Origin of the sequence: Nocardia coffeae, assembly GCF_019890715.1 — a bacterium.
GTDB classification, from domain to species: domain Bacteria; phylum Actinomycetota; class Actinomycetes; order Mycobacteriales; family Mycobacteriaceae; genus Nocardia; species Nocardia jiangxiensis.
The window spans coordinates 341,635-367,720 of record NZ_JAINZY010000007.1 but is presented as its reverse complement, the minus strand read 5'-3'; the positions used below and the strand labels follow the sequence as shown (position 1 = coordinate 367,720).

At 67.8% G+C, this 26,086-nt stretch carries 26 protein-coding genes; 16 read left to right on the top strand and 10 right to left on the bottom strand.

Annotated elements, in window-relative coordinates; genetic code table 11:
• Positions 1–105 precede the first annotated feature (105 nt).
• The 11 genes from K7711_RS26365 to K7711_RS26315 all read left to right on the top strand — a co-directional run bounded on the left by K7711_RS26365 (position 106) and on the right by K7711_RS26315 (position 10,849).
• Positions 106–1,467: an MFS transporter gene (locus tag K7711_RS26365; RefSeq protein WP_222972116.1), complete on the top strand. Its 1,362-nt coding sequence runs from the start codon at positions 106–108 to the stop codon at positions 1,465–1,467.
• Complete coding sequence (locus K7711_RS26360) at positions 1,464–2,975, top strand: aldehyde dehydrogenase (RefSeq protein WP_222972115.1); 1,512 nt, start codon at positions 1,464–1,466, stop codon at positions 2,973–2,975. The genes K7711_RS26365 and K7711_RS26360 overlap by 4 nt, the downstream gene beginning before the upstream one ends.
• Positions 2,976–3,091: 116 nt before the next feature.
• Positions 3,092–4,087: a VOC family protein gene (locus K7711_RS26355; RefSeq protein ID WP_222972114.1), complete on the top strand. Its 996-nt coding sequence runs from the start codon at positions 3,092–3,094 to the stop codon at positions 4,085–4,087.
• A gap of 3 nt (positions 4,088–4,090) precedes the next feature.
• The gene (locus K7711_RS26350; RefSeq protein ID WP_222972113.1) at positions 4,091–4,876 is read left to right on the top strand and encodes an alpha/beta fold hydrolase; all 786 of its coding nucleotides are present in this window, start codon (positions 4,091–4,093) and stop codon (positions 4,874–4,876) included.
• Positions 4,877–4,895: 19 nt separating this feature from the next.
• On the top strand, positions 4,896–5,396 hold the full coding sequence (locus K7711_RS26345) for a cupin domain-containing protein (protein WP_222972112.1): 501 nt from the start codon (positions 4,896–4,898) through the stop codon (positions 5,394–5,396).
• Complete coding sequence (locus K7711_RS26340; RefSeq protein ID WP_222972212.1) at positions 5,393–6,145, top strand: SDR family oxidoreductase; 753 nt, start codon at positions 5,393–5,395, stop codon at positions 6,143–6,145. Before K7711_RS26345 ends, K7711_RS26340 begins: the two co-directional genes overlap by 4 nt.
• Before the next feature lie 24 nt (positions 6,146–6,169).
• The gene (locus K7711_RS26335) at positions 6,170–6,952 is read left to right on the top strand and encodes an SDR family oxidoreductase (RefSeq protein ID WP_222972111.1); all 783 of its coding nucleotides are present in this window, start codon (positions 6,170–6,172) and stop codon (positions 6,950–6,952) included.
• A gap of 14 nt (positions 6,953–6,966) precedes the next feature.
• The gene (locus K7711_RS26330; RefSeq protein ID WP_222972110.1) at positions 6,967–8,598 is read left to right on the top strand and encodes a thiamine pyrophosphate-binding protein; all 1,632 of its coding nucleotides are present in this window, start codon (positions 6,967–6,969) and stop codon (positions 8,596–8,598) included.
• A complete protein-coding gene (locus K7711_RS26325; protein WP_235747768.1) occupies positions 8,598–9,581 on the top strand; it encodes a PDR/VanB family oxidoreductase in 984 nt (327 codons plus the stop codon). The genes K7711_RS26330 and K7711_RS26325 overlap by 1 nt, the downstream gene beginning before the upstream one ends.
• A 9-nt stretch (positions 9,582–9,590) precedes the next feature.
• Positions 9,591–9,812 (top strand): recombinase-like helix-turn-helix domain-containing protein, encoded by a 222-nt coding sequence (locus K7711_RS26320; protein WP_222972109.1) that lies wholly within the window; start codon positions 9,591–9,593, stop codon positions 9,810–9,812.
• Entirely contained in the window at positions 9,812–10,849 is a 1,038-nt protein-coding gene (locus K7711_RS26315; RefSeq protein ID WP_222972108.1) for a Rieske 2Fe-2S domain-containing protein, read from the top strand. The genes K7711_RS26320 and K7711_RS26315 overlap by 1 nt, the downstream gene beginning before the upstream one ends.
• A gap of 63 nt (positions 10,850–10,912) precedes the next feature.
• Here K7711_RS26315 and K7711_RS26310 read toward each other — a convergent pair whose 3' ends face one another.
• The gene (locus tag K7711_RS26310; protein WP_222972107.1) at positions 10,913–11,785 is read right to left on the bottom strand and encodes an alpha/beta fold hydrolase; all 873 of its coding nucleotides are present in this window, start codon (positions 11,783–11,785) and stop codon (positions 10,913–10,915) included.
• A 151-nt stretch (positions 11,786–11,936) separates the two neighbouring features.
• Between K7711_RS26310 and K7711_RS26305 the strand changes: the two genes are divergently transcribed.
• From K7711_RS26305 to K7711_RS26290, 4 genes are all read left to right on the top strand, one after another.
• Positions 11,937–12,869 (top strand): amidohydrolase family protein, encoded by a 933-nt coding sequence (locus K7711_RS26305; RefSeq protein ID WP_222972106.1) that lies wholly within the window; start codon positions 11,937–11,939, stop codon positions 12,867–12,869.
• A gap of 43 nt (positions 12,870–12,912) precedes the next feature.
• Positions 12,913–14,295 (top strand): MFS transporter, encoded by a 1,383-nt coding sequence (locus K7711_RS26300; RefSeq protein ID WP_222972105.1) that lies wholly within the window; start codon positions 12,913–12,915, stop codon positions 14,293–14,295.
• A gap of 97 nt (positions 14,296–14,392) precedes the next feature.
• Positions 14,393–14,743 (top strand): hypothetical protein, encoded by a 351-nt coding sequence (locus tag K7711_RS26295; protein WP_222972104.1) that lies wholly within the window; start codon positions 14,393–14,395, stop codon positions 14,741–14,743.
• Positions 14,744–14,836: 93 nt separating this feature from the next.
• On the top strand, positions 14,837–16,042 hold the full coding sequence (locus K7711_RS26290) for an FAD-dependent monooxygenase (RefSeq protein ID WP_222972103.1): 1,206 nt from the start codon (positions 14,837–14,839) through the stop codon (positions 16,040–16,042).
• Positions 16,043–16,047: 5 nt separating this feature from the next.
• Here K7711_RS26290 and K7711_RS26285 read toward each other — a convergent pair whose 3' ends face one another.
• The 9 genes from K7711_RS26285 to K7711_RS26245 form a co-directional block, all read right to left on the bottom strand.
• Entirely contained in the window at positions 16,048–17,250 is a 1,203-nt protein-coding gene (locus tag K7711_RS26285; protein WP_222972102.1) for a cytochrome P450, read from the bottom strand.
• A 241-nt stretch (positions 17,251–17,491) separates the two neighbouring features.
• Positions 17,492–18,730, bottom strand: coding sequence for a cytochrome P450 (locus K7711_RS26280; protein ID WP_372460191.1), 1,239 nt, complete (start codon positions 18,728–18,730; stop codon positions 17,492–17,494).
• A gap of 47 nt (positions 18,731–18,777) precedes the next feature.
• Positions 18,778–18,972 carry a ferredoxin gene (locus K7711_RS26275; protein ID WP_222972101.1) on the bottom strand — a complete coding sequence of 65 codons (195 nt, stop codon included), beginning with the start codon at positions 18,970–18,972 and terminating at the stop codon, positions 18,778–18,780.
• A gap of 13 nt (positions 18,973–18,985) precedes the next feature.
• Positions 18,986–20,203: an NAD(P)/FAD-dependent oxidoreductase gene (locus K7711_RS26270; RefSeq protein WP_222972100.1), complete on the bottom strand. Its 1,218-nt coding sequence runs from the start codon at positions 20,201–20,203 to the stop codon at positions 18,986–18,988.
• Positions 20,204–20,243: 40 nt separating this feature from the next.
• Complete coding sequence (locus tag K7711_RS26265) at positions 20,244–20,885, bottom strand: TetR/AcrR family transcriptional regulator (protein WP_222972209.1); 642 nt, start codon at positions 20,883–20,885, stop codon at positions 20,244–20,246.
• 159 nt (positions 20,886–21,044) lie between these two features.
• Positions 21,045–21,911 (bottom strand): SDR family NAD(P)-dependent oxidoreductase, encoded by an 867-nt coding sequence (locus K7711_RS26260; RefSeq protein WP_222972099.1) that lies wholly within the window; start codon positions 21,909–21,911, stop codon positions 21,045–21,047.
• Between the two features lie 54 nt (positions 21,912–21,965).
• On the bottom strand, positions 21,966–22,865 hold the full coding sequence (locus K7711_RS26255) for an alpha/beta fold hydrolase (RefSeq protein WP_222972098.1): 900 nt from the start codon (positions 22,863–22,865) through the stop codon (positions 21,966–21,968).
• A gap of 133 nt (positions 22,866–22,998) precedes the next feature.
• Positions 22,999–24,174 carry a 3,4-dihydroxy-2-butanone-4-phosphate synthase gene (locus K7711_RS26250; protein WP_222972097.1) on the bottom strand — a complete coding sequence of 392 codons (1,176 nt, stop codon included), beginning with the start codon at positions 24,172–24,174 and terminating at the stop codon, positions 22,999–23,001.
• Positions 24,171–24,785 (bottom strand): NADPH-dependent FMN reductase, encoded by a 615-nt coding sequence (locus K7711_RS26245; protein WP_222972096.1) that lies wholly within the window; start codon positions 24,783–24,785, stop codon positions 24,171–24,173. Before K7711_RS26245 ends, K7711_RS26250 begins: the two co-directional genes overlap by 4 nt.
• A 98-nt stretch (positions 24,786–24,883) precedes the next feature.
• Between K7711_RS26245 and K7711_RS26240 the strand changes: the two genes are divergently transcribed.
• On the top strand, positions 24,884–26,032 hold the full coding sequence (locus K7711_RS26240; protein WP_222972095.1) for an RNA-guided endonuclease InsQ/TnpB family protein: 1,149 nt from the start codon (positions 24,884–24,886) through the stop codon (positions 26,030–26,032).
• Positions 26,033–26,086 lie beyond the last annotated feature (54 nt).

Genomic DNA, 26,086 nt, shown 5'->3' with positions numbered 1-26,086 from the left:
ACAAAAGTCAAGGGTTGACCCCAGATGTGACGTACGGCTATATCTTTGTGCCAAATGATTTAGCGCTCAGCGATTGATCTCGCTGGGGATCGGAGAGATACCTCCATGGCATCAACCGCCACCGCAACAGACGCCGCTGCCATCGCCGCCCGGCTGGAGCGGCTACCGATCAGTCGATGGCATATCAAGGCCCGCGTCGCCGTCGGCGCGGTCACCTTCTTCGACGGCTTCGACCAGCTCATGATCGCCTACGCGATGCCGAAGATCGCCAAGCAATGGCACCTGACCACCACCGCGAGCGGATGGGTCATCGCCGCGGGCGGGATCGGCATGCTCATCGGATCCCTCCTGGGCGGACGGCTCGCCGACCGGGTCGGGCGGCTGCCCGTCGTCATCGGCGCGATGCTGCTCTATTCCCTGATGAGCCTGGGTATGGCACTGAGCAGTACGCTCGCGCTGTTCGTCGTCTTCCGCTTCGTGCAGGGTCTGGGCCTGGGCGCCGAAGTTCCCGTCGCCACCTGCTACATCGGCGAGATCTCCAAGGCCCGGCACCGCGGCCGGTTCGTGCTGCTCTACGAGACGATCTTCCCGATCGGGCTGCTGCTGTCCTCGATCGCGTCATCGTGGGTGGTGCCGCACGCCGGATACCGCTGGCTGTTCGTCACCGGCCTGCTCCCGATCGTGCTGCTGCCGATCCTGCTGAAGCTTCCCGAATCGCCGCGCTGGCTGACCGCCCGCGGCCGGATCGCCGACGCCGACGCCGCGATGACCCGCATCGAGCAGGAGATCACGGCGTCGGGAAAGACCCTGCCCGCCCCCGTGCCGATGCCGACCGGCGCCCAACCACAGGCCGCGCGCCTGCTCGACCTGTTCCGCGGTCCGTATCTGCGACGCACCACCGTCATCGGAATGACCTGGCTCACCACGTTTTTCGTCAACTACGGCCTGACCTCGTGGCTGCCGACTCTGTACACCGGGCGATTCCACGTCTCGCTGGCCACCGGCCTGCACTACAGCGTCATCACGACGTTCGCCGGGGTGATCGGGTGTGTGCTGGTCGCACTGCTCATCGACGGCCTCGGTCGCCGACTGTCCATCGCCTTCGCCCTGGGTATGGCGTCCGCGCTGCTGTTCCTCACCGCCGCCACCGCCACCGGCAGCGCCTTCAAGGTCATGCTGTGGTGTTCGGGCTCATCGCTTTTCGTGTTCTCGGTGACGCTGGCCCTGTACCTGTACACCACCGAGGTATTCCCCACCTCGATGCGCGCTCTCGGAGTCTCGTTCGGCGGCGCCTGCGGCCGCCTCGGCATGGTGCTCGGCCCACTGCTCGTGGGCTGGCTGCTCGACCACGGTGCGCTGCGCACGCTGTTCACCATCTTCGGCGCGATCGCCCTGGCCGGTGGCCTGATCTTCGGCCTGTTCGCCATGGAAACGAAGGAGAAGACCTTGGAAGAGATCACCGCATGACCGGCGCGCCGAAGACGTTGCCCGACATGATATTCGAGCCCGTGCCCGACGAGTTCCTGCTCGCGGGCAACTGGAAGCACGGCGCGGGTGCGGCCACCAGCGTGATCGATCCGGCGACCGGATCCGAATTGCAGCGGGTCGGGCATGCCACCGTCGAGGATGTCGACGCGGCGGTCAGCGCCGGTGCGGCGGCGTCCGTCGATCCGGCCTGGCGCGGGCTGCTGCCGCACCAACGGGCCACCTACCTGCACCGGATCGGGGCCGCCATTGAGGGGGCGGCCCGGCGCTTGGCACTGTTGCAGAGCTACAACACCGGCAAGACGCTCACCGAGACCAGCGCCCTGGTTGCCAGCGCCGCCAATACCTTTCGCTATTTCGCGGCCGTGCTGGAGACCTCCGACGAGGATCTGACCACACCGCGCGGCCCGTACCTGACCATGAGCGTGCACGAGCCGATCGGCGTGGTCGGCGCGATCACCCCGTGGAACTCGCCCATCGCCAGTGACGCGCAGAAGATCGCGCCGGCGCTCGCCGCTGGTAACGCCGTGCTGGTGAAACCGGCCGAGTGGACACCGCTGGTGTCGCTGGCCCTGGCCCGGATCATCGACGAGACCGGGCTGCCGCCGGGACTGCTGTCGGTGTTGCCCGGCCGCGGATCGGTGGTGGGTGACGCGATCGTCAGACATCCCGGGGTCGGGAAGGTGAGCTTCACCGGCGGCACCACCACCGGTCGCACACTCGCGCACGCGGCGGCCGAGAAGCTGATGCCGGTATCGCTGGAACTGGGCGGCAAGTCGCCGACCATCGTGCTCGCCGACGCGGATGTCGAGCAGGCCGTGAACGGGGTGCTGTACGGCATCTTCTCCTCGTCGGGACAGAGCTGCATCGCCGGATCGCGGCTGTTCGTGGACGCCGGAATCTACGAGGAGTTCCTCGACCGGCTGGTCGCGAAGACACAGGCGCTTCGGGTGGGCCCCGGCCGCGAGCCCGGCGTGCAGGTCGGCCCGCTGGTGCATCACCGGCATCGAGACGCGGTCGCCCGGTATGTCGAGCTGGCCCGCGCCGAAGGTGGTCGAATCCGTTGCGGCGGAGCGGTTCCCGACGATCCCCGACTGGCCGGGGGTGCGTACTATCTGCCGACCGTCATCGACGGTCTGGCCAACGACGCGCGGGTGTGCCAAGAGGAGATCTTCGGCCCGGTGCTGGTGGCGTTGCCGTTCGACGGCGAGGCGGACCTGATCGCGCAGGCGAACGACACCGTCTACGGTCTGGCCGCGGGCATCTGGACCCGGGACTACCGGCGGGCCTGGCGGCTGGCGCGCGCGCTGTACACCGGCACGGTGTGGATCAACACCTACAAGCAGTTCAGCATCTCCACGCCGTTCGGCGGAGTCAAGGAGAGCGGATTGTCGACAGAGAAGGGCCGCACGGGAATTCGCGCCTATTCCCGGCAGAAGAGTATCTATCTGGGCATGGACGACGCGCCGATCGCCTGGGCGGACAGCTGATCGACTCGGCGTGAGCCGGATCCGACCGATCCGGAACCGAATTCGCGCCGAGGACTTGCCGCCCATTTAACTTAGCGCTAAGTTATTTATTGCTCAAACAATCTGGAGGCATTCCCATGAATGAGCCGATCGCCCGGCTGAGGGCACTACGCTCGGTGGAACTGCGGACCGTCGCCTGCCCCGAATCCGTGGACTTCTACACCGAGATCTGGGGCCTGCGCACCGTCGAACAGGACAACGATGTCGCCTGGTTGCGCGGCAGCGGCCCGCAGCATCACGTCCTGCAGCTCACCGCCGCCGAGCGAAACGGACTGGGCCGCATAAGTTTCGCCGTATCCGCCCCCGCCGAGGTCGACGCCGCCGCGCGCCGCCTCGAACAGCTCGGCATCCCGGTACTCGAGGGCCCCGGCCCCGTGGCGGACGCCGGCGGCGGCTACGGCCTCCGGTTCGCCGATATCGAGGGCCGGGTCATCGAACTGCTCTCCGGCACCTATGCCGTCGCCGAACTCGGCCGCCATGACGCGGTCCCGGTCGGCGTCACCCACGTGGTGCTCAACACCGTGGACATCGACGCCGCCGTCGCCTTCTACACCTCGGTGCTCGGTATGCGGGTCTCGGACTGGTCCGAACACCAGATGGCTTTCCTGCGTTGCAATTCCGACCACCACAGCATCGCCTTCAACCAGGCCGGCTGGACCTCGGTCAACCATGTCGCCTACGAGATGCCCAGCGTCGACCACTTCATGCGCGGCATCGGGCGGCTGCGGCACAGCGGCATCACCCCGCTGTGGGGTCCGGGGCGGCACGGTCCCGGCGACAACACCTTCTCCTACTTCGCCGATCCGGCCGGGCTGGTCTGTGAATACACCAGCGGTATCGCGCAGGTCGAGGAGGACCGGTGGCTGTGCCGGGTATGGCGGCGCATTCCGGAACTCTCCGACACCTGGGGAACCGCCGGGCCGCCCTCGCCGCAGACTCGCACCCATATGGCGGGGATCGCGGATCCCGGTGCGTTCGAACGCTTTCCGGAGCTGCGCGAGCAGATTCCCGGCGCGGTCCAGGCCACCGAGATCGGCACCGACGTCCGCGTCGCCGACGCCGGAAGGTACTGAGCCATGGCCGATCTGCATGTCACCGAACTCGGGCCGCGCGACGCCCCGCCCATCGTGCTGCTGCACGGAATCGGCGGCAGCGCCGACACTTTCGCCGCACAGTTCGCCGACTGGGCCGACCGCCTGCACGTCCTGGCCTGGGACGCACCCGGCTACGCGCGTAGCACTACCCCTGAAACACCGTGCACTCTGGACGATTACGCCGATCGCGTGGCCGAGCTGATCGCCGACCGCTGCGGCACCGCCCATGTTCTCGGCATGTCCTGGGGCGGGGTCATCGCGACCCGCCTGGCGTTGCGACGCCCCGAACTGCTGCGCAGCTTGATCCTGGGCAGCTCCACCGTCGGCTCGGGCGCCGACCCCTCGGCCGCAACGGCGATGCGCGCCCGAGCCGACGAGCTGGACACCGTCGGAGCCGAGCGGTTCGCCGCCGCGCGCGCACCGAAACTGCTTTCACCACAGGCGGATCCGCAGGATGTCGCCGCCGTCGCCGCCGCCATGGCCGCTGCCGTGCGGCCGGACGGGTATCGCGCCGCGGCCGAATCCATGGCCGCCACCGACCACACCGCCGAACTGCCGAACGTCGATGTGCCCACCCTGGTGCTGAGCGGCGACCAGGACGGCGTCACCGGAATCGCGGCCGGTCAGGTACTGGCGGGCGGGATCCCGGACGCGGTGTTCGTCACCCTGCGAGGGGCCGGACATCTGGCCAATCAGGAGCGGCCCGAGGCGTTCGACGCCTGGGTCGAATCCTTCGTCCACATCACCGAGCGGTTGCGAAACCGCTAGAACAACAAGGAGATTCATCATGGATTACACGACATCGGAGCTGGCCGAGTTCACCGATTCACTGGTGCTGACCCGCGCCAGCAGGCACGAGGACTGGGATGCCCTGGGCTTCCAGGCCAAGGCCGGTGACCGGTTCCGTCGCGCGCAGATCCGCTACGTCGGCTCCGGCGCGACCGGTAATCACGACGACGACCGGCGCATCATCGCCTCGGAGGGATTCACCTTCTCCAATATGATGCTGCCCCCGGGCGCCGAAGGTCCCGAGCACACCCATCACGACGCCGAGGAGGCGTTCTTCGTGCTCGAGGGTGAGATCGAGGTCGGCGTGCACCGCGACGGCAAGGTCGAGACACGCACCCTCGGTTATCGCGACATGATCGTGGTACCCGCCGGTGTGCCGCGCAGCCTGAAGAACAACGGCGAGGCCACCGCGCTGTTCTGCGTCATCATCGGCACCCGCAAGCCCCAGGTCCCCACCTACCCGGAGACCTCGGCGATGCACGGAATCACGCGCGACTGATGTTGGCGGGCAGGACGATTCTGATCACCGGGGCCGGTCGCGGCCTGGGCCGGGCGATCGCGACCCGGCTCGCCGCCGATCACGCCACCCTGTGGCTGGCGGATGTGCGCGCTGACTGGGGCGAGGATGCCGCCACGGAACTGCGCGCCGCGGGTGCGGACGCGCGGTTCGTCCCGGTCGATCTGCTCGACGAGGAATCGGTGGACGCGATGTTCGCGACAATCGCCGCCGCCGGACCGCTGTACGGCGTGGTCAACAATGCCGCGCTCGCGGATGGTGTGGGCGGCAAGGCAATTCACGAACTCGCGGCCGCCGACTGGGACCGGGTGGTCGGGGTCAACCTGCGCGGCACCTTCCTGGTGACGCGCGGCGCGGCGCGGGCGCTCATCGCCGCCGGCGCGGGCGGGCGGATCGTATCGATCGGCTCGGACGCGGCCCGGTACGGATCGCCGCGCCTGACCCACTACATCGCCGCCAAGGGCGGGGTGGCCGCGCTGACCCGCACCGCGGCCCGCGATCTCGGACTGCACGGCATCACCGTCAACACGGTGTCGCCGGGGCTGACCGAGAGCGAATCCGCCGCGTTCGTGCCCGCGGACCGGCACGAACTGTACCGGCTGAACCGGGCGTTGGACCGGCCGCAGCAACCCGCCGATCTGGTCGGCGCGGTCGCCTTCCTGCTCGGCCCGGAGGCCGGGTACATCACCGGCCAGGAACTGGTCGTCGACGGCGGATTCGTCCTGCACTGACGGCACGGAAGGAATACGGACACAATGGATCTGAACATCGGTGGCCGCACCTATCTGGTGACCGGCGGCAGTTCCGGGGTGGGCGCGGCCACGGTCGCGCTGCTACTGGAGGAGGGCGCGAACGTCGTCACCTGCGCCCGCGACGTCGAGCGGCTGCGTGCGGTCGTCGGTGCGCTGCCCGGAGCCGAGCGCGTGCACGCCGCCGCCTGCGACGTGCGGGACACCGCCGCGGTCGACGCCCTGGTCGAGGCCGGAGCCGAACGTTTCGGCGGGCTGGACGGTGTGGTCAACAATGCCGGGAAGTCCCGTATGGTGCCGAGAGCCGAAGCGGGACTGGATGATTGGCGTGACGAACTGGACCTCAAGTTCGCCGGCGTGCTCAACACCGTGGACGCCGCACTGCCGCTGCTGCGCCGCTCCCCCGTGCCCGCCATCGTCAACATCAACGCCGTCCTGGCCCGGCAGCCCGACCCCCGGCTGGTGACCACCGGCGCCGCGCGCGCCGGACTGCTGAATCTCACCAAATCGATGTCGATCGAGTTCGCACCCGAAGGTATCCGGGTGAACACGGTCGCGCTCGGGTTGGTGGACACCGGTCAGTGGCGCCGACGTTACGAAGAGTCCAGCGGCACTGCGACTTTCGCCGAATGGGAGGCGGAGATCGCCGCCGACCGCGGCATCGGCCTGGGCCGGTTCGGCCACGCCGACGAGGTCGCGGCCATGATCGTCACCCTGTTGTCCCCGCGCTCGTCCTATGTGACCGGCGCTGTTCTCGACGTCTGTGGCGGCGTCGCCCGGTACATGTGAGAGGAGCCCGAACAGTGCGCCGAAATGGTGGAGACCTGCTGGTGCAGGTGTTGCGAGAGGCCGGTGTGGACACCGTCTTCGGCATCGTGTCCGTACACAATCAGCCGCTGGTGGAGGCGGTCGCTCGGGAACTGCGGTTCGTGCCGGTGCGACACGAGGCCACCGCGGTCAACGCCGCGGACGGATACGCCCGTGCGAGCGGCGGATTGGGCTGCGCGCTCACCAGCACCGGCACCGGTGCGGGCAATGCGGCCGGGGCGCTGGTCGAATCCCTTTCCGCGGGAACATCGGTGCTGCATGTGACCGGTCAGGTGGAGAGCCGATACCTGGGATCGGGCCGGGGATTCATCCACGAGACCAAGGATCAGCTCGGCATGCTGCAGGCCGTGTCGGCCTATGCCGCAACGATTCTCGACTCCGAAACGGCAGGTAAGACGCTGCGGGACGGAGTCGTGCGGGCGCTGTCGCGGCCGGGCGGTCCGGTCAGTGTCGAATGGCCGATCGACCTGCAATACGCCGAGCAGGAGATCGCCGCCGAGGAACTGGTTGTCCCGCAGGCCCCCGGTCCGGACGCCGGACAGCTCGAGGCCGCGCTCGCGGCGCTGGCGGCCGCGCGACGACCGGCGGTCTGGGCCGGCGGCGGTGTCGCCCGCGCGGGCGCGGAACTGCTTGCGCTGGTCGAACACTGGGGTGTGCCGCTGCTGACCAGTAACTCGGGCCGCGGCGCGGTTCCCGAGGATCACCCGCTGTGCATCGGCAACTACGGCACTTCGCCCGCGGGCAGGGAGTTGCTCGGCGAGGCCGACCTGTTGCTCTCCCTCGGAACGCATTTCCGTTCCAACGAGACCGGCGACTACAGCATGCCGGTGCCCGCCGCACATGTGCAGGTGGATCTCGACCCGGCGGCCAACGGCCGGGTGTACCCGGCGACCGTGCCGGTGACCGGCGACATCGGCGAATTCCTGCGCGCTGTCACCGAATCCGGCCGCCTCACGCCCGTCGATGCCGCATGGACCGAACGCGCTCGCAGGACCCGCGAACGAGTACGGGCAGCGCAGCGGCACGGACTCGGCGACCACGCCGTACTGTCCGACGCCGTGCGCGCCGCGCTCCCTCGGGACGCGGTGATCGCCCGGGACGTCACCATCGCGTCCAGTTCGTGGGGCAACCGGCTGCTGCCGATCTACGACCCGCGCGCCAATGTGTTCCCGCGCGGTGGCGGTATCGGGCAGGGCCTGGGCATGGCGCTCGGCGCGGCGCTGGCCGACGAGACCCGCCCGACGTTGGCGTTGTGCGGCGACGGCGGGCTGGCGGTGCACTTCGGCGAGATCCTGACCATGGCGCAGGAGAAGCCGTGGCTGGTGCTGCTCGTGTGCAACGACGGCGGTTACGGGGTGCTGCGAAATATGCAGCAGGCCAATGGGACTCATACGTACGCGGTGGATCTGGTGAATCCGCACTTCGCACTGCTCGCGGAGTCGATCGGGGTTCCGTACCGCCGCATCGAGAGCGCGGATCAGGCGGTCGCGGTGCTGGCGGAGGCCGCGAGCCTGCAGGCGCCCGTGATCGTCGAGGTCGATCTGGTGGCGTACGGGCCGATGCGGACGGCGTTCACGCCGCCGGTGTCGGTGCCGACGGAGTCCTGATGGGGACGCGGGAACAGATCGCCGGTATGGGACTCGACACGCTCGAGCTGGTAGTGCGCCAGCTGCGCTGGGAGGCGTGCGAGGTCGTATCCGTGCGGCTGGAGGACGCCGACGGCGCGACCCTCCCCGACTGGACCCCGGGCGCACACATCGATCTGCACCTGGCCAACGGCCTGATCAGGCAGTACTCCCTGTGCGGCGACGCCACCGACAAGACCGGATACCGCATCGCCGTACATCTCGCCCCCGCCTCCCGAGGCGGCTCCCGCTATGTGCACGAGAACCTGCGGCCCGGCCAGCCGATGACAGTCAGCCTGCCGCGCAACAACTTCGAGATGCTCGACGCGCCGAACTACCTGTTCCTCGCCGGCGGCATCGGCATCACGCCGCTGCTCGGCATGATCGGCGAGGCACAGCGGCGCGGCGCGGACTGGGAACTGCACTACGGCGGACGCACCCGCGCCGCGCTCGCCTTCCTCGACGAACTCCGGCCACACGGCGACCGCGTGCACATCGTCAGCGAGGACCGCGAGGGCAGGCTCGACCTACCCGGTCTGCTCGGCGAATCCCGCTCCGGCACATTGATTTACAGTTGTGGCCCCGAGGGCATGCTGACCGCCGTCGAGCAGTTCGGCTCGGCCTGGCCCGAAGGTGCGGTCCGCCTGGAACGCTTCGCACCCACCACTCGGTCCACCCAAGGCGACGCAGCGGGCGAGCAGCCGGTGCGGGTGGTGTGCCGACGTTCCGGCGTCACCGCCACCGCCACCCCGGGGTGCAGCATCCTCGACACCCTCGAACAGGCCGGTGTCGAGGTGCCCAGTTCCTGCCGCGAGGGTATCTGCGGCAGCTGCGAAACCACTGTGCTGCAAGGCATTCCGGACCACCGCGACGACGTGCTGTCCAGCGCCGAACAGGCGGCCGGGAAAACCATGATGATCTGCGTCTCCCGGGCGCTCACCGACGAGCTCGTGCTCGACCTCTAGGAGAATCGAATGAACGACCAGTACCTGGTCATCCACCAGGCTCGCACCGGCGAACCCACACCGTACGAAATGAAGCTGGCCGGGGCCATCGAAGAAGTCTTCGGCGGCGGCAGCCACACCCTGGACGCACTGGTGGCCGGGCTCAACGGCCGCAGCATCTACGCGCCCGACGGCCAGGCGTGGACCGCCGAATCCTTCACCACCGAAATCGCACGGCTGGGAGCCCGCTGATGAACGAATCCCCCACCACCACACTGACCGCCGACCGGATCTTCACCACCGGTATGCGCGATCAGTGGCACGCCATCTGCCCGTCGGACTTCGTCGAGCGCGGCGGCATGAAGCGCATCACCCGCCTCGGCGAGAACTGGCTGCTGTACCGGCAGTCCGACGGCACCGTGCGCATGCTCGCCGACCGGTGCCCGCACCGCGGCGCGCCGCTGTCGCTGGGCCAGCACCTCGGCGACCGGATCGCCTGCCGCTACCACGGCATCGAGGTCGACGGCGATGGAACCGTGGTGTCCGTGCCCGGTATGCCCGGCTGCAACCTCGAGGGTAAACAGCTCGTCCGCAGCCTGCCCGTGCGTGAGGTCGCGGGCGCGATCCTGGCGTGGGTCGGCATCGACCCGGCCGCCGAACCCGGCCCGCTCGAACTGCCCGGCCCGCTCGTGGACGAGGACACCGCCGCGTTCCTGTGCTACGCCGAATGGGAGTCGCCGTGGCGCTGGGCCATGGAGAATCTGCTCGACCCGATGCACGGCGCGTTCCTGCACCGCGATTCGCACACCATGTTCGCGGGCGGGACCACCGCACGTTTCCGCATCCGCGAGACCGACCGCGGCTTCTTCTTCGAGAAGACGGACCAGCGCGGCGTCAACTTCGACTGGGTCGAGTTCTGCCGCACCGGAATCGACTGGGTCGACCTCGAGATCCCCTACCCGCCGACCGCGGGTCCGGGCGGTCCGTTCGGCATCGTCGGCATCGGTACGCCGATCGACGAACGGCGTACCGCGGTGTTCTTCTGGCGCTACCGCCGGGTCACCGGCTGGGAACGGGACGTGTGGCAGTTCCTGTATCGCACCAAGCTCGAGGAGCGGCATTGGCATGTGCTCGAACAGGATCGCGTCATGCTCGAGCACATGGCTTCCGATGCCGACCAGGCCGAGAACCTCTATCAGCACGATCTGGGCGTCTTGCGGTTGCGTCGACTGTATCGGGCTCAGGCCCAGGAGCAGGCGGCACGAGCCGGAGAGCTGGCGGCCAACTAGTCCGGCGTGGTGCAGGCGGAGGCTGGGGACGCCGCGCCGATCCGCTTGCCGATAGCCCGCGGCTCAGGCCGCGGGCAGGTACTTGGCGAGGAATTCCCGGATCAGTGACGCGACCTCGTCACAGGCGCTCTCCAGCAGGAAGTGGCCGCCCTCCAGCACGTGGATCTCGGCCTTGTCGGTATCGCGGGCGAAGGCCCGAGCACCGTCGGGCCCGAAGAACGGGTCGCCTTCGCCCCACGCCGCCAGCACCGGCACCTGATTGTCCCGAAGCCATCGGTGCAGTGCGGGATACAGCGGCGGGTTCGTGATGTAGTCCGCGAACAGCTTCAGCTGGACCTCGGCGTTGCCGGGACGCGACAGATAGGCGTGGTCCAGGGTCCAGGTGTCGGGGCTCAGGACGCTCTCGTCCGCGACGCCGGTCACGTACTGACCGCGAATCGCCGCCGGCGTGAACACCCCGCGCAGCGTCGCCTCGTTCTCGCTGCTCGGATTGCGTTGGTAGGCCCAGATCGGCGCCCAGCCGCTCGGGACGAAACCTTCGTCGTAACCGTTCCCGTTCTGGCTGATCACCGCGACCACCGATTCGGGGTTCGCGATCGCCAGCCGCCAGCCGATCGGCGCGCCGTAATCGTGCACGACCATGGCGTATCGCTGCACGCCGAGCTGCTCGAGCAGCCCCTGCGTCAGCTCCGCCAGTGCGTCGAAGCTGTAGTCGAACTCCTCGACCGTGGGCGCGTCCGAGAGCCCGAACCCCAGATGGTCCGGCGCGATGACCCGGTAGCCCGCGAGTTGCGGAATCAGATTGCGGAACATGAACGAACTGGTCGGAAAGCCGTGCAGCAGAACGATTGTCGGCAGATCGGCCGATCCTGCCTCACGGTAGAAGAGTCGATGTCCGCGGACCGTCGCATACCTGTGATGCACCACCGTACCCATCGTTTCCCACCTCCGTTGTCGGCTTGTGACGACACACCACCCACATTGTCGCAGCCCGAGCCGCCCTGACAGCGCCCGCTGATACTCGACGGCCGGAACAAAGATTTCCGGAATTATTGTCAACAATCTTGTCAACGATTATGTTTGCTTCATGACCGCTGACGCTCACACCCGATTCACCAAGTCCGCGGGCTGGCTGGACTGGTATGCGGACCCCACGACACCGACCTTCCAGCTGCCCGCCGGCGCGGTCGACGCACACTGCCACGTCTTCGGGCCCGGCGACCGGTTCCCGTACGCCCCGGAACGCAAATACACCCCGTGTGACGCGTCCGAGGAACAGCTGTTCGCGCTGCGCGACCATCTCGGCCTGGCTCGCAACGTCATCGTCCAGGCGACCTGCCACGGCGCCGACAACCGGGCCATGGTCCATGCGGTGCGGGCCGCCGGCGGCCGGGCGCGGGGCATCGCCACCGTGCGCCCCGACGTGACCGACACCGAACTGCGAGCGCTGGACGAGGCCGGTGTGCGCGGGGTGCGGTTCAACTTCCTCAAACGCCTCGCCGACGCGGCGCCCAAGGACGATCTGGCCGCGATCGCCGCGAAGATCGCCCCGCTCGGCTGGCACATCGTGATCTACTTCGAGGCCGCGGATCTGCCCGAGCTGGAGGACTTCTTCGCCACTCTGCCCACCACGCTGGTGGTCGATCACATGGGCCGCCCGGATGTCGGGCGACCGGTGGACGGGCCGGAGTTCTCGCGCTTCCTGCGCTTCACCGAGCGCACCGGAGCGTGGGTGAAAGTCAGCTGCCCCGAACGACTTTCGGTGACCGGCCCGGTCGCCCTGGACGGCGAGCGCAACGCGTACGCCGACGTGGTGCCGTTCGCGCGCCGGGTCGTCGAGGAATTCCCGGACCAGGTGCTGTGGGGCACCGACTGGCCGCACCCGAACCTCACCGATCACATGCCCGACGACGGGCTGCTGGTCGATCACATCCCGCATATCGCCACGACGGCGGAACTGCAGCGCAAGCTGCTCGTCGGCAATCCGATGCGGCTGTACTGGCCCGACGAGAAGTCCTGAACCACAACCGATTTCCACTTTTCTGCTCGACAAGGATCGCCCAATGCAGCGCTGCAATGCGTCCAACCGGCTGGACCGGCTTCCGATCTCCCGGTTCCACTACCTCACCCTGGCCGCGGTCGCGATCGCCTACTTCTTCGAATTCGCGGACATCAACAGCTTCGCCATCACCGCACCGCGGCTGATCAAGTTGTGGAAGGTGAGCGTCAACGAGATCGCCTACGTCACCTCGCTGTCCTTCGTGGGCATGTTCATCGGTTCGCTGGCAGCCGGATGGATCGCCGACCGCTGGGGCCGCAAGAAGGCGCTGCTGTGGACGACGCTCACCTTCTCGGTGTTCTCCCTGGCCGCCGTATTCTCGTGGGATATCGTGTCGCTCGGGGTATTTCGAGTCCTGACCTCGGCGGGACTCTCGGCGATGACGGTGGTCGCCGTCATCTACGTCAGCGAGATCTTCCCGGCGGCCGTGCGCGGCAAGTACCAGGCGTACGCCATCGTGATCGGCATCTGCGGCACACCGGTCACCAATTTCATCGCCAGCGGGGTGGTCGGCCTCGCGCCCTGGTCGTGGCGGCTGGTGTATTTGTGGGGCGCGCTCGGACTGGTCGTGCTGTTCCTCGCCCGGTATCTCACCGAATCGCCGGTGTGGCAGGAGAATCGGGGCGACCACGCCGCCGCGGACGCGATGCTGCGCGAGATCGAGGCCCGCGTGAGCGCGGAGCGCGGACCGCTCCCCGAACCCGCGCCGCCCGTCGATGCGGAGCCTGCCACGCGGGCGCCGCTGTCGCTGCTGCTGCAGCGCAGGTATCTGCTACCCACCCTGCTGCTGACCGTGCTGTGGGTGACCCAGTCGATCGGGTTCTTCGGCTATTCCACCTGGGCGCCTTCGCTGCTGGCGAAGGAGGGATTCAGCGTGCAGAGTTCGACGCTGTACGTGGCGCTGTCCACGGTCGGCGCGCCGCTGGGGTCGTATCTCGCCGCGCTGGTCACCGACCGGTTCGAACGCAAGTGGTGCCTGGTCGCCTTCGGCACGGTCATCGCCGTCTGCGGCCTGCTGTACGGGCTCACCTTCACCCCGTTGATGATCGTCACCTTCGGCTTCCTGGTGAACCTGTTCGAACGTGGTTACACCGCACTCGGTTACGCCTACTCCCCGGAACTGTTCGACACGCGCACCCGCTCGCTGGGCACCGGCGTCTCCTACGGATTGGGGAGATTGTCCAATGCCGCCGGGCCGCTGATCATCGCCCACCTCTACACCTGGAGCGGTTATCGATCGGTGTTCTTCTTCATCGCCGCCACCTGGATGGTCGGCGCCATCGTGCTCGCCGCATTCGGCCCGCGCACCCGGCAGCGCATCGACCCCGGCACGCCCGTGAGCGCCGGCGGCCGGGGACGCGGGCGCCGCCGTCCGCAGCCCATCTGAGGCGGTGCGCATTATAGCGGGCTTAACGCGAAAATTCCTGCAGTTCGGCGGAGCCGCGTAGAATTCTGGCAGGTCGGGACTGTATCTGGAGCCCATCATGATCGAGAGAAAGAATTCGCACAGGAAGTTCATCAGGTTCGCGGCCGCCGCCGGGATTGCCGCACTTGCCGCTGTTCCGGTCGTCGCCACCGCGGCGCAGGCGTCCAGCGCGCAGGCGGCGACACCGACATCCACGACCCAACTCGCCGGGGACGTCGGTCACGGCGGCGGTTGGGGTCACGGCGGGGGCTGGGGTGGCGGCGGCTGGGGTCACGGCGGGGGTTGGGGTGGTGGTTGGGGCCACGGCGGCGGCTGGGGTCACGGGGGTGGCTGGGGTCACGGCGGCGGCTGGGGATGGAATCCCGGCTGGTGGAACCTACCCGGATGGGGTGGCTGGGGCAGCTTCTGACGCCGGTGATCGAGCCCGGCACGCGCCGCGTGCCGGGCTCGATCGCATCGAATACCGTTCCTGTGCAGCCGGATTCGACCAACTGGTGGCGAGATGAAGATCGTGTGTATCGGTGGCGGGCCGGCCGGGTTGTACTTCGCCATTTCGATGAAGCGGCGCGACCCGGCCCATGACATCACGGTGATCGACCGCAATCCCCTCGGATCCACCTACGGCTGGGGCGTCGTGTACTGGGACGACCTGCTCGACATTCTGTATCGGAACGACCCCGACAGCGCAGAGGCGGTGCGCGCCGGGTCCGTCCTGTGGCGTGACCAGGAAATCCATGTGCGCGACAACGAGATTGCGCATTTCGGGGGCTACGGATTCAGCATGGGACGCGCCGCCCTGCTCGACGTGCTTTCCCGGCGCGCGAGCGATCTGGGCGTCGATGTCCGGCACGACCGCGAGATCCACGATCTGTCCGGCTTCGAGGACTTCGATCTCGTCGTCGCCGCCGACGGCGCGAACAGCCGGGTGCGACAGCTCGGTGACCACCGTTTCGGCACGTCCGTCAGATTCGGCGAGAATCAATACATCTGGCTCGGTACGAACAAGGTGTTCACGCGGTTCACCTTCGCCTTCGAACACACTGCGGCAGGCTGGATCTGGTTCCACGCCTACCCGTCGATCGCCGGGAAGATCAGCACCTGCATCGTCGAGTGTCAACCACGGACCTGGCAGCGACTGGGCTTCGATGCGCTGGACAACCTGGAAAACCTTCGTCTCCTGGAGAACATCTTCGCGCGCCGTCTCGACGGTCACTCGCTGATCAGCAACACGCGAGGCGAATTCGCAAGGTGGAGCCGCTTTCCCGAGGTAACCAACAAGAGCTGGTATCACGACAACGTCGTACTGCTCGGCGATGCGGCGCACACGACGCACTTCACGATCGGGTCGGGCACCCGGCTGGCGATCATCGACGCCGTCGTGCTCGCACAGAATCTGTACGAGCACGACAAGGTCGCCGACGCGCTGGAGAACTACGACGCGCAGCGGCGCGCGGCACTGCGCCCGATCCAGGCCGCCGCCCGCACCAGCATGATCTGGTACGAGAACGCAGATCGCTATCTCGACCGCAGCGCCGTGCGGTTCGCCTATGCGATGGCGGTGCGGCACGGGTTGCAGATGCCGTGGCAGTACCAGCGACACCTGCTCACACAGGTACCCGCGGTGCGCAGGATCCGTCGTGCCGTCGACACCGGACATCGGTGGTGGCGCGCTGCGCGGCGAGGCGAACGGTTCGCTCGCCGCGGCTGATCGGCTCAGCGCGTGATCGCGGGCAACGTCTCCCAACCGCGCACGGTCGAGGTGGGCGAGAGTTTGGCCGAGGACAGGTCGACCTCCCACTCCGGGAAGCGCTTCAGGATCTCCTCCAACGCGATTCGGCCCTCGAGGCGGGCCAGCGCCGAGCCGAGGCAGTAATGGGTGCCGACGCTGAAGGTGAGATGTTGGCGGGTGTCGCGATGGATGTCGAAGACGTCGCCGTCGGGGGCGAAGTGGCGGTGGTCGCGGTTGGCCGCACCGATCAGCAGCATCATCGCGCTGCCCTGCGGGACCGTGCGGCCGTACAACTCGACGTCGTGGGTGACGTGCCGCGCGACATGCGGTGCGGGCGGCTCGAAGCGCAGCAGTTCCTCCACGGCGTTCGGAATCAGCTTCGGATCCTGGACCAACTGCCGGCGCTGATCGGGATGTTCGGCGAGAACCTTTCCTGCCCAGCCGATCAGCCGCGTGGTGGTCTCGTTGCCCGCGCCGGACACGACATTGACGTAGGTCAGCAGCTCCTCGCGAGTCAACCGTCGCACGGCGCCGGTCTCGTCGGCGAATTCGACGTTCAGCAGCTCGGTCATGATGTCGTCGGAGGGGTGCTCGACCCGCCAGTCGATGTACGCGCCGAAGATGTCGCCGCCGTCCATCCCCTCGGAGGCGGCCTTCATCGGCTTGCCCTCCTCGGTGCGCATCTGCTCGTTCGCGAAGTCGCGGATGGCTTCCTGATCCTGTTCCGGAATGCCCAGCAGCATGCCGATCACGCGCATCGGCATCTGCGCGCCGATATCGGCGATGAAATCCAGCTTGCCGGTGCCCACGTGCGGGTCCAGGCTGTGCGCGCAGAATTCGCGGATCTTGTCCTCGAGCTCCCGGATCTTGCGCGGAGTGAACATGCGCGACAACAGCTTCCGGTGGATGTCGTGGATCGGCGGATCCTCGAAGATCAGCACGCCCGGCGGGATCGGGATGTCGGCCTTGATCAGCTCGATGATCGCACCCTTGGCCGAGCTGTAGGTGCCGTGGTCCAGCAACGCCGCGTTGACGTCCTCGAACCGGCTCAGCGCGTAGAAGTCGTGCTGCTCGTTGTAGTAGAGCGGCTCCTGCTCGCGCAGCCGCTTGAACATCGGATAGGGGTCCGCGTTGAGCCGCACATCGTAGGGGTCGTAGTAGACGTCACTGGCCGCGCTGGTGGTCACAGAGGTTCACCTCTCGCAGAAAAGTCATCGTGCTCGGTGCGGGCGGGCTTCACCGGGACCGAGTCGTCGGAAAAAGTACTACTCAGTGTAAATGTGACAGTACGTTGTTGCAACTGATCTTCTCATATCTCGAGAGTCTCATTCTCAGCGATATCCAGGCAGAACACAGCCCGCCCCCGCCCCGGGCTGGCACCGAGGGGCGGGGGCGGGCTGACCGGTAGAGCGGTCCGGGGACCGCGCGCTACCAGGCCACGGGCAACTCGTAGATCCCGTAGGCGAGCCGATCGTGCTTGAACTCGACCTGGTCGAACGGAATCGCCAGGCGCAGTGTGGGAATCCGGCGCACCAGCGTCTGGAAGACGATCTGCAACTCCGCGCGCGCGAGCTGCTGCCCGACGCACTGGTGCGGGCCGAAGCCGAAGCCCACGTGCTGAGCCGCGGGACGGGTCAGATCCAGCTTGTCCGGCTGCTCCCAGGCCTTCTCGTCCCAGTTCGCCGGGGCCAGGTCCAGGATCAACCCGTCACCCGCGTGCACGGTCTCCCCCGCGATCTCGATGTCCGCCAACGCAACTCGCCGCTGGCCGTTCTGGATGACGCTCAGATAGCGCATCAGCTCCTCGACCGCGTTGGCGACCACCTTGGGATCGTCGGTATCGCGCAGCAGCGCGAACTGCTCCGGATTCTGCAGCAGCGCAAGGGCTCCCAGCGAGATCATGTTCGAGCTGGTCTCGTGTCCGGCGATGAGCACGCCGGTGCCCAGCTGCGAAGCCTCCTTCATATCGATCTCCCCGGCGCGCACGCGCTCGGCGATATCGGAGACCAGATCCTCGGCGGGCTCGTCCAGCTTCTTCTTGACCAGATCGATCAGGTAGCGCGCCAGGCCCATTCGGCTCTTCTCGGCCTGTTCCTTGGTGGCGAAGCGGTCGACGCTGGTGACGGCCTGCTGCTGGAAGAACTCGTGATCCTCGTACGGCACGCCGAGCATCTCGCTGATCATCAGCGTCGGCACCGGAAGTGCCAGTCCCGCAACCAGATCCGCGGGCTGCGGACCGGCCAGCAGCTTGTCGATGTGATCGTCGGTGATCTGCTGGATCGCCGGGCGCAGCGCCTCGACCCGCTTGAAGGTGAACGGTTTGGTGAGCATCCGACGGTACCGGCTGTGTTCCTCGCCGTCGGTGGTGAACAGGGATTTCGGGCGGGTGTCGACCATCGCGGCCATACCCTCGTTCCAGTGCGGGAATCCGGCGACGTGGTCGTCCACGCTGACCCGCGGATCGGACATCAGCGCCTTGAATTCGGCATGCCCGGTCACCAGCCAGGGCGTGCTGCCGTCCCAGATCCGCACCCGGTTCAGCGGTTTGTCCCGGCCCAGCCGGGTCGCCTCGGGCGGGGGCGCGAACGGGCATCCGGACGACCGCAACATCGGGTATTCGGGGACCTCCGTCGTCGCGGTGGTCTCGTCGGTCAACGCTTCGGACACTTCTCACTCCTGATGATCGGCTGCGGGGCGAACCGCAGGGTGTCGGTTCATTCCTCGATCTGGATGGCCATCGCGGGACACATCGCCGCCGCGTGCCGGACGTCGTCGGCGAGCTCGGCGGGCGGGTTCTCGTCGAGCAGGATGACGATGCCGTCCTCGTCGCGCTGATCGAACACCGCGCCCGCGTGCATGACGCAGTGCCCGGCCGCGATGCATTTGACCTGATCGACAGTCACTTTCATCGGGACCTACTTCCTAGGATGAGTGCGCGGATGTCAGCGCCGGACCGGATGCGGACTGCGCGTCCAGCAGGATCTGGCGTTGCATGCGGGCTTGTTTGGGCATATTCCAGCCGAGCACCGCGGTCGGCACGCCGTCGCGTTCGTACCGCACCAGGAAGCGCCCCTGTGCGGGATCCCCCTCCACGACGGTGGCGCGCGCATCGGGTGTGACGGTGCCGTGCACCTGGATCTTGACCTCGTACTGATCGGTCCAGAAGTACGGAATCGGCTGGTAGACATCCTGCGCGCCGAGGATGTTGGCCGCGACCACCGCGGCCTGTTCCGCCGCGTGCGTGCGATTTTCCAGGCGCACAGCGGTATTCGTGCCACGGTCGTGCCAGCGGGCGACGTCGCCGACCGCGTGGACGCCCTCGGCCGCGCGGCACCGCGCATCGCAGACGACGCCACGATCGAGGGTCAGTCCGCTGCCGGCGAGCCAGTCCGTCGCGGGGACCGCGCCGATGGCCACGACCACCAGATCGGCGGGCAGCGTTCGCGAATCCGCCAGGCGCACACCGGATACCCGGCCGCGCTCGCCGAGGATGCTCTGCACCCCGACTCCGAGCCGCAGTGCGACCCCGTGCCGGGTGTGCAGGTCCGCCAGCTGTCCGGCGACCAGATCGCCGAGTTGCGCGGCCATCGGCGCGTGCAGCGGCCCGGTCATGGTCACGTCCAGGCCGGATTGCCGTGCCGTGGCGGAGATTTCGGCGCCCAGCACACCCTCGCCGACGACGACCACGCGCGGGCCCGCGGCGAATTCGTCGCGCAGCGCGAGGGCGTCGTCGAGGGTGCGCAGCACGTGCACCCCGCGCACTCCCTCGGGCACCGGCAGTGTGCGAGGCGCTGCGCCGGTGGCGATCACGATGGCGTCGGCGGCGATCGGACCCGCGGTGGTCCGCACCGTGCGGCTGGGCAGGTCCAGTGCCAGCGCGCGATGCCCCAGCAGCAGTTCCATATCCAGATCGGCCAGCATGCGCGGCGCACGCAACAGCGTGCGCTCCGGACGCCATGCGCCGGAGAGGATCTGCTTGGACAGCGGCGGACGATCGTAGGGCAGGTGCGGCTCGTCGCCGACGACCGTGATGCGATCGCGGAAACCCCGGCGGCGCAACGCTTCCACCGTGTTCAGCCCCGACACCGAGGCGCCGACGACGAGCACCCCCGTGCGGCGGGTCCGGGCGGATGTGGTCATGTCGCGAATTCCTTTCTGCGCATGCGGGGTTCGATGCCACTCACCGGGTGACCGGGGCCAGATACAGCCCGGTGATCGCATCGATCAGGGCGACCGCGGCCTCCTCCCAGCTCGTGCGGTAGACCAGAGTGTCGTCCGCGAGCGCGCGCTCGCGTTCGGCGCAGCTGTGCACGATCAGCAAGCGCGCCATGGCGTTTCGCTCCCGGTGCAGCTGCGGTGACAACTCCGGCAGACAGCGCTGCAGACCGTCCACGATGCGCACCACCGACGGGGAGGCCAGCGACTCGTCCGAGATGAGATCGCGGAATACCGGATCGGGCATGACCTGCGCGCTGAAGCGCGCGTACCACGTCGGATTGCCCAGTGCCGCCAGATGTTCGGTGATCGGGCGGACCAGACAGCCCACCCAGTCCCGCAGTCCGGCGTCGGCATCCAGCCGGGAGACCATCTCCCGGCACAGCTGTTCGGTGGACGCGTGATGTTTGCGCACGATCGCGCGCACCAGATCGGCTTTCCCGCCGAAGTGGTAGCCGACCGCGGTGTTGTTGCCCTGGCCCGCGGCCTCACTCACCTGACGGTTCGACACCGCCGCGATCCCCCGCTCGGCGAACAGGCGTTCCGCGGCGGTGAGGATGGCTTCGCGCGTGCTGTCCACGCGCTGGGAACGAACGGATCCCATCATGTGCCCCTTCGGATGTGCGGTCCGGTCCATACGCCGACCGTGGTCGATCGGACGACGGAGAATCATGTTCTCGTATCCGATCATGGGATTACCTCCAGTCAACGCCTAGAAGGGTCTTAAGTCAACTGATTGACTTAGAAACGAGAGATCCGCGGCGACTCAGTTTTTCGACGCGACCGGCCGAGCGGCCGAATTCGGTTCCGCAGGCGTGCGTTCCTCGGGCTTCTTCCGGGGCTTGAGCGGCTTACCCGCGGTTGTGCCACCGTCGATCGGCAGGACCGTACCGGTGACGTACAGCGACCGGTCACCGGCCAGATAGACCACCGCATCCGCGACATGTTCGGGCTCACCCTCCCGTGGCAGCGGCCGGTCGTTGTTCATCGACGCGCGCACCGCCTTGGCGAACCGTTCCACCTTGTCCGGCGGCATGCCGGCGGCCGAGGTGGTCAGCAACGCGGTCGGGATATTCCCGGGTGCCAGGCAGTTCACCCGAATGTCGTACTGCGCCAACTCGATCGCGGCCGATTTGGTGAAGTGGATGACCGCGGCCTTGGACGCGCGATAGGTCTGCACTCCCCCGCCCGCCTGCAGGCCGCCGACCGAGGAGACGTTGATGATCGACCCGCCGCCGTGCTCGGCCATATGCCGCGCGGCGAACTTGGTGCCCGCCATCACGCCGAGCAGATTCACCCCGAGCACCCGGTGGAAATCGGCGAGATCGTCCAGCAGCAGGCTCGGATGCATCGTGCCGGGAATGCCCGCGTTGTTGCACATGACGTGCAGCCCGCCGAAAGTCCGCACCGCGTGCTCGACCAGCCGTTCGACCTGCGCTGGATCGGAGACGTCGGTCTGCAGGAAGACCGCAGAGTCGCCGTGTTCGGCGACCGAGGCCGCGCCGCGCTCGGGGTCCAGGTCGCCCATGACAACCTTCGCGCCCTCGGCGACCAGTTTCGTCACGGTCGCGCGGCCGATTCCGGAGGCTCCGCCGGTGACGACGGCGACCTTTCCGGCCAGTTCGTCGATCATGCCTGTGATCCTTTCGATTCGGTTCGGCCATAGCCGAACTCGCGGTCTGCGGTGTCAGGCCCGGAGCGGGGCGGGCCGGTCGGACTCGGTGGTCGTGCGGGACTGCTCGTCCAGGAAGGTCAGCAACAACTCGTTGACCACCTCGGGCTGCTCGATCTGCGGGCAGTGCCCGGCCTCCGGGACGACCGCGGCTCGTCCGCGGGCGATCGCCCCGGCGATCTCGGCGGCCCAGCCCGGTGGCAGGAGCTTGTCGCAGCCGCCCTCGACCACCAGGACCGGAATCGAGATGCGTTCGTACGCACGGTGACTCGACGGCCCCGACGGCGCATCGGCACCAGGACGGCGAAACCGCGCGGCCGCCAACGCCTCCCACGCTCCCGGGGCGATACTCGCCTCATACCGCCGACGCACGTACTGCTCGTCGGCGGGATAATCGTCCGAGTGGAACAGCGCGGTGACGATGCGCCGCATGGCTTCCGGCGTGGCGTCGTAGTCGTAGAGCGCACGCATGTGCTCGTTGCTCTGGATCTCCCCGCCGCCGCAGATCGTGACCATACTGCGCATCGGCAGACGCGGCGTCGCGGAGGTGATATCGGCGAACATGTTCACCGCGCCCATCGAATTACCCACGAAATGCCCGGATTCCACGCCCAACAGCTCGAGAAACCGTGCGATGTGCCGGATTCGCAGGCCCCGGCCATCGGTGAAGTCGATCACCTTGGCCGACTCGCCGAATCCCAGCATGTCCGGGGCCAGCACGCGATAGCGTTGCGCGAGCGCATCGATGGTGTGTTCCCAGCCGACCTCGGCGCCCGCGCCGAACTCGCCGCCGTGCAGCAGCACGACCGGCTCACCGGTCCCGGCCTCCAGATAACTGGTCAGCAGGCCGTCCACGATCAACGTCCTGCGCTGCGCGCCGACTGTGGGCCGCACAACCGATGACTCCTGACTCATCGATGATCCCCTTCCGCTATCGGCCTGCGATCATGCGCATGACCGGCACAAGCCCTGCAGCGCAGACACTCTCGCTGAAGTTCACTCAACGTCCCGACCTCGCGGGCCTGAGTCCGCGCGACGAATCCGCTCATCACGAAACCTTCCCCATCGGATCCTCGGCAGACGCGGCGTCCGACCAGATCGGCGCCCGGAAGGACGTCTCGCTCACGTCATCGCCCATCGCGACCCGGTCGAGAATGCGGACCTGGTCGGGGATGAAGTGGTTCTCCCCCGACGCGGTGAGCAGGCGAACTTCATGCAAGCCGAGTTCATCCAGGATCTCGAACGCCGACAGCAGGTCGGCAGGATCCACCGGATGTGTTGCGGCAGTCCGGCTTTCCCCTGAAGACGAGGTTGGCAGACCGCGCAGCACGGCGTCACGGGAACGCACGTAGACGAGTACACCGTGTCCTGCTCGGGCGATCAGCTCCAGCGCACGATCGAATCGCGCCCCGCAGTCGCAGAACAGCGAACCCAGCGTATCGCCGAACAGGCATTCCACATGCACCCGCACCAACGGCACCCGATCGGCCCGGGGCTGGCCGTGCACGAAGGCGATATGGTCGCGACCGAGCCCGTCGATGAATCCGACCGCGCGAAATTCACCCACCGGCAATGGGATTCGCGCCACACCGCGACGCTCCACCCGGCACAGTTCGCGCCGCCGGTAGGCGATCAGATCCTCGATCGAGACCACCGGCAACCCGTGCGCGCCACCGAGTTCGAGCAGTTCGGAGAGCCGGGCCGCTTCCCCGTCGGCCCCGCACACCTCACACAGCACGCCCGCGGGCGACATGCCCGCCTGCTCGGCCAGATCCATCGCCGCCTCGGGCGGCGCGGGCGCGTCCAGTACGCCCCGCTCGGCGCAACCGAGCGGGAACACGTGCCCGAGCCGACCGAAACTACTCGGCGTACTCGACGGATCTGCCAGCGCGCGAATGGTTTTCGCTCGCTGCGACGCGTGCGCACCGGTCGCGGCCGCACCCACCGGAACCCGGAACCGCGCCCGGCCCGGTCCGGTCATGGCGGGATCGGCGGGCGGTATCTCGAGCCGATCCAGCTCCGCCGAACGCATGGCCACCTGGACCAGTCCGCGTCCGATACCGGTGAGCAGATTGACCGTCTGGGCCGTGGCCCGCTCGGCGGCCAGCACCAGATCACCGCGGTACCCGCCGTCGATCTCGCTGACCAGCAACACCATTCGACCGCGGCGCAGCGCGGTGATCGCCGCGCGCACCGCGGCCGGGTCCGGTGTCCGGGGAGTCACGCCCGCGCACCGCCCGCCGGGGCGAAGGTGAGCACCTGGGTCGCGAGCAGTTCCAGCTGCGCGGCGACGGTGTCGTCGGACAGATTCCCCTCGGCGTCCCAGATCGGATCGGCCGAGTTGATCGGCACGCCGAGCGGAGTCGGCCACGCGCGCAGGGCGTGCCCGATCGCCCGCAACTGCCCCAGCGTGCCCACCGCGGCCTGCCAGCCGAAGGCACAGGTGATGCAGCCCAACGGTTTGTTGTCCAGGTACACCGTCGGGTCACCCCGCAGATCCTCGATGTAGTCCAGGGCGTTCTTCACCAGTCCGGAGATCCCGCCGTGGTAACCGGGCGAGCCGATCACCACGGCGTCCGCACGCCGCAACGCCTCGATCAGCGCGATCGCCTCCGGCGTGCGATCCGGATCATGCGGGTTGTACATCGGCAGGTTGATATCCGCACCGCAGAACAACGCGGTGCGCCCGCCCTGCCGCTCGACCGCCGCCAGACAGTGCCGCAGCGCCCGCTCGGTCGACGAGCCCGCGCGCAACGTCCCGCCGAGGCCGACGACGAACGGCCGTCCGTCGTGGTCCGCGACGGTGGGGTCCGCGCTGGTCGTAGTTGCAGTCATCGGGCATCCGCCTTGGATACGTCATCGTTGACGGCAGAGAGCAATAGGTGAGGGTGTCGTTTGTGTCGCATTACAGCATCTTTCGATAGTATGTTCGAATGGATGAGGTGGTGCGGTACACGTACCGGCTTCGGCCCGGGTGCACTGCCGAGGCAGCGTTGGTGGCCGAGTGGGGGCGTTGTCGATGGTTGTGGAACGAGGCGGTCCATCAGCAGCGATCGGGTCGGAAGCCGACGTTCGCGCGGCTCGGGAAGCTGCTGACCCAGGCACGAGCGGCGATGTTGTGGCTGCGCGAAGGTTCGCAGGTCGCCCAGCAGCAGATGCTGAGTGATTACGCGCGAGCGTTGGATCAGTCCTTCACGGTGAAGGGGCGTGGTCGTCCGAAGGTCAAGTCCCGCAAGAGTTCTCTGCCGTCGTTGGAGTACACGAGGCGAGGGTTCTCGATCCGTGAAGGTCGTTTGATCCTGCCGAAGGGTGTTGCGGTTCCGGTTGTGTGGTCCCGGGAGTTGCCGAGCGAGCCGACGTCGGTGCGTGTCGGCCGGGACAGCTTGGGGCATTGGTATGCCTCGTTCGTCGTGCGCCGTCAGATCCAGCCTCATCCGCACGGCCAGGGCAACATCGGGGTCGATTGGGGTGTGACCACCACGGCGACCACCACCGCCCCTGCCTTCGATCTCCCACATCTCGGCCATCGCAGGCGATGCGCTGCGGAGTTGGCGAGAGCGCAACGCACGATGGCGCGACGTCACCGCAAGGGCCGTCCGCAGTCGCGGGGCTACGCCGATGCCAGGCGGCATGTTGCCCGGCTGGCGAAGAGATCTGCCCTGCGAACCGTTCACGACTCGCGTGTGTGGGCCAAACGCGTTGTCGACCACCACCATCTGATCGCCGTCGAGGACTTCGAGCCAAAGTTCCTGGCGAAGTCCACCATGGCGCGCAATGCTGCTGATGCCGCGATCGGCGCGGCCAAGCGTGAACTGATCGAGCGTGCCACGCGGGCCGGGCGGAAGGTGGTGATGGTCCGGCCCGCGTACACGACCATGACGTGCAGCCGGTGTTTCGCGAGAACCAAGCGACTCGAACTGCACGAGAGAGACTTCCGGTGCCCGCACTGCGGTTACGCCGACAGTCGGGACCGGAACGCTGCCAGAGTGGTTCTGGCCGTGGCAGAACGGGGCCACGTCAGTGTCGAGGACGTCAGACAATCGGATCACCTCCTGCGGGTGGATGGTTCGGTTGCGGTCTGAGCTGGAAATCTCCCGCCCTCAGGCGGGAGAACCGTTAACTCGAAACCTCCAGGC

Bases quoted from the DNA above. Each gene is read 5' to 3' on its own strand.
- K7711_RS26300 (WP_222972105.1), top strand. From the start codon at position 12,913: ATGCAGCGCTGCAATGCGTCCAACCGGCTGGACCGGCTTCCGATCTCC.
- K7711_RS26270 (WP_222972100.1), bottom strand. From the start codon at position 20,203: ATGACCACATCCGCCCGGACCCGCCGCACGGGGGTGCTCGTCGTCGGC.
- K7711_RS26355 (WP_222972114.1), top strand. From the start codon at position 3,092: ATGAATGAGCCGATCGCCCGGCTGAGGGCACTACGCTCGGTGGAACTG.
- K7711_RS26305 (WP_222972106.1), top strand. From the start codon at position 11,937: ATGACCGCTGACGCTCACACCCGATTCACCAAGTCCGCGGGCTGGCTG.
- K7711_RS26265 (WP_222972209.1), bottom strand. From the start codon at position 20,885: ATGATGGGATCCGTTCGTTCCCAGCGCGTGGACAGCACGCGCGAAGCC.
- K7711_RS26325 (WP_235747768.1), top strand. From the start codon at position 8,598: ATGGGGACGCGGGAACAGATCGCCGGTATGGGACTCGACACGCTCGAG.
- K7711_RS26260 (WP_222972099.1), bottom strand. From the start codon at position 21,911: ATGATCGACGAACTGGCCGGAAAGGTCGCCGTCGTCACCGGCGGAGCC.
- K7711_RS26275 (WP_222972101.1), bottom strand. From the start codon at position 18,972: ATGAAAGTGACTGTCGATCAGGTCAAATGCATCGCGGCCGGGCACTGC.
- K7711_RS26345 (WP_222972112.1), top strand. From the start codon at position 4,896: ATGGATTACACGACATCGGAGCTGGCCGAGTTCACCGATTCACTGGTG.
- K7711_RS26320 (WP_222972109.1), top strand. From the start codon at position 9,591: ATGAACGACCAGTACCTGGTCATCCACCAGGCTCGCACCGGCGAACCC.
- K7711_RS26360 (WP_222972115.1), top strand. From the start codon at position 1,464: ATGACCGGCGCGCCGAAGACGTTGCCCGACATGATATTCGAGCCCGTG.
- K7711_RS26245 (WP_222972096.1), bottom strand. From the start codon at position 24,785: ATGACTGCAACTACGACCAGCGCGGACCCCACCGTCGCGGACCACGAC.
- K7711_RS26310 (WP_222972107.1), bottom strand. From the start codon at position 11,785: ATGGGTACGGTGGTGCATCACAGGTATGCGACGGTCCGCGGACATCGA.
- K7711_RS26335 (WP_222972111.1), top strand. From the start codon at position 6,170: ATGGATCTGAACATCGGTGGCCGCACCTATCTGGTGACCGGCGGCAGT.
- K7711_RS26255 (WP_222972098.1), bottom strand. From the start codon at position 22,865: ATGAGTCAGGAGTCATCGGTTGTGCGGCCCACAGTCGGCGCGCAGCGC.
- K7711_RS26315 (WP_222972108.1), top strand. From the start codon at position 9,812: ATGAACGAATCCCCCACCACCACACTGACCGCCGACCGGATCTTCACC.
- K7711_RS26290 (WP_222972103.1), top strand. From the start codon at position 14,837: ATGAAGATCGTGTGTATCGGTGGCGGGCCGGCCGGGTTGTACTTCGCC.
- K7711_RS26240 (WP_222972095.1), top strand. From the start codon at position 24,884: ATGGATGAGGTGGTGCGGTACACGTACCGGCTTCGGCCCGGGTGCACT.
- K7711_RS26365 (WP_222972116.1), top strand. From the start codon at position 106: ATGGCATCAACCGCCACCGCAACAGACGCCGCTGCCATCGCCGCCCGG.
- K7711_RS26295 (WP_222972104.1), top strand. From the start codon at position 14,393: ATGATCGAGAGAAAGAATTCGCACAGGAAGTTCATCAGGTTCGCGGCC.
- K7711_RS26350 (WP_222972113.1), top strand. From the start codon at position 4,091: ATGGCCGATCTGCATGTCACCGAACTCGGGCCGCGCGACGCCCCGCCC.